Source organism: Heyndrickxia coagulans DSM 1 = ATCC 7050 (assembly GCF_000290615.1).
GTDB classification, from domain to species: domain Bacteria; phylum Bacillota; class Bacilli; order Bacillales; family Bacillaceae_C; genus Weizmannia; species Weizmannia coagulans.
Genome location: NZ_ALAS01000136.1, coordinates 1 through 1,821 on the forward strand (window position 1 = coordinate 1; position 1,821 = coordinate 1,821).

Annotated in this window: 4 protein-coding genes; all 4 read right to left on the reverse strand. The window is 35.3% G+C overall.

The genetic code is table 11. The features are described from left to right. Positions 1–186 precede the first annotated feature (186 nt). From IC21_RS07305 to IC21_RS07320, 4 genes are read right to left on the reverse strand one after another with little or no spacing between them, the layout of a single operon-like run. Positions 187–582: a hypothetical protein gene (locus IC21_RS07305; protein WP_029143153.1), complete on the reverse strand. Its 396-nt coding sequence runs from the start codon at positions 580–582 to the stop codon at positions 187–189. A gap of 49 nt (positions 583–631) precedes the next feature. Continuing rightward, positions 632–835: a hypothetical protein gene (locus tag IC21_RS07310; protein ID WP_029143154.1), complete on the reverse strand. Its 204-nt coding sequence runs from the start codon at positions 833–835 to the stop codon at positions 632–634. An 11-nt stretch (positions 836–846) separates the two neighbouring features. Next, positions 847–1,161 (reverse strand): hypothetical protein, encoded by a 315-nt coding sequence (locus IC21_RS07315; protein ID WP_029143155.1) that lies wholly within the window; start codon positions 1,159–1,161, stop codon positions 847–849. Further along, positions 1,161–1,571, reverse strand: coding sequence for a hypothetical protein (locus IC21_RS07320; RefSeq protein ID WP_029143156.1), 411 nt, complete (start codon positions 1,569–1,571; stop codon positions 1,161–1,163). The genes IC21_RS07315 and IC21_RS07320 overlap by 1 nt, the downstream gene beginning before the upstream one ends. Between the last annotated feature and the right edge of the window lie 250 nt (positions 1,572–1,821).

The window sequence follows — 1,821 nt, forward strand, 5'->3', positions numbered from 1 at the left end:
TTGAAAATCTGGATGAAAAGGCAAAAAAATCGGGATAATTAATTTTCCAGAGCCTCGCTCAAGGGTATATTTTTATTTTGGCAGAGGCTCATAACTTCTTATATAGCTGCTGCTTTGAAGCGGTTTTATCAATAGGAACAATATTTTGATGGGAGAAACCGTTATTAGTTACCATTATAAAGCCCTCTAATAATTTAATAGGAATGAATCAATAACTCTTGGTGTTACCGTCATCCCAAACTGACTTTTCACATGTTCTTGGAATGTAAAAAGTCTAATAACAAGTTCTATGTATTCTTTATCTCCAAATGGAGCAAGTGAAGCTCTAAGCTGTTTATCCGACATTACGTAGCTTTTTGCCCCTTGAATTGCTCTACTATCAAAAATATAAAACATATTCGGCACATGAAAATGTAGATATTTTGATGCCAGCGAACGGTTATTATGACCAGAAATATCCGAAAAGACATTGGTAAGAAATAAATGCGTGTCTATAATTTCTTTTAAATTATCTATAGTGATGGTATCGTATTTCTTGAGTTCATTGATACGCATATCTAATTCTTCGCCAGCTTTCAACATCTTGGGTGCAACTACGTTAAAATAGAAATCATCTCCAGAATCTGTTTCATTAACATTTTTCCGTCTTTCTATTTTCTATAGCCGCCGCGTAAGATCTCCCAATAAGCCATATTTTGCCTACAATAACATCAGCTTTATTGTGATCAGGGTTTTTACGGCACATTTCGTATAGTATTTCATTACCAAAGCTCCACCCATTCCCGGCAATACATTTTTGGATATCTTGAATTGTGATTTCTTTCTTTATTAACAATTTTCCACCCTCTAACCATTACTAAATCTATCTATCAAAGCAAAAATATAAGCGGTATTTCTTGATTTTCTACTGACCTCATGTCTAACTCCCGTTTCCCCATTAACCCAGCGATCATAATATGAATGAACAAATAAGAAATCTCTCTTTGATATTGCCCTTTGCATCGATAATTCGCTGGAAGGTGTGTTGTCAATAGCCCTACCAACGTACAACCTTCCATCACGGGATGATGCTGTAAACCAAAGACCGGTTGTAGTCTGTACTTCTTCTCCCGAAGATGAAAGTCCTGAGATAACGGTATTCCATAGTGCTTCACCTTTCATTACTCTACACCTTCCTTTAATTTGATATAGTTACCGGGAAGAGCCTCGAATAATTCCGGGTAATGCCCACATCTTGCCCTAATCTGAGTATACTGTGCTTTCTTCCCATTTTTCTGTAAATACAGCCTGCGGTCATATATTTCATCAGCAAGTTTAGATGCATGCATAGTGTAATTTTCGGCCTCTGACAAAACAATCTTCATGGCTTCCTGGAGTGTATAGCTGGCAGTTTCAGTTGAGATTGTATTTGTAACGGTAGGCTGGGAGGCATCATATTTCAAAATTATATAAACAGGTTTATTATCCTTAAGCAGAACTACCTTCCCATTTTTTTCAACAACCGAAAATACATTCTCCAAATCTGTCTGTAATGTATCAAATGGAATTAAGGCATCAATTTTTATATCCATTATTATCCACCTCGCTAAAATCAGTATATCCCTATTTTTTATATTTGTCCATACATTTGTATAAATATTTGTATAACTCATCTGTATAAAAATAAGCCACCAGTAGGGTATTAATCCTCAGCTGGTGGCCATAATGTATTTACATTTAAAAGATCTATCTTAGGGCTTGCTGAACGAATCAAATTTGGTCAGATACAAGCCAAATTCCGATTATCAAAATATAAAATGGTGTTGTGCAAAAATTTCAAAA

Coding starts and splice junctions, on each gene's coding strand:
- IC21_RS07305 (WP_029143153.1), bottom strand. CDS start 582: ATGTTGAAAGCTGGCGAAGAATTAGATATGCGTATCAATGAACTCAAG.
- IC21_RS07315 (WP_029143155.1), bottom strand. CDS start 1,161: ATGAAAGGTGAAGCACTATGGAATACCGTTATCTCAGGACTTTCATCT.
- IC21_RS07320 (WP_029143156.1), bottom strand. CDS start 1,571: ATGGATATAAAAATTGATGCCTTAATTCCATTTGATACATTACAGACA.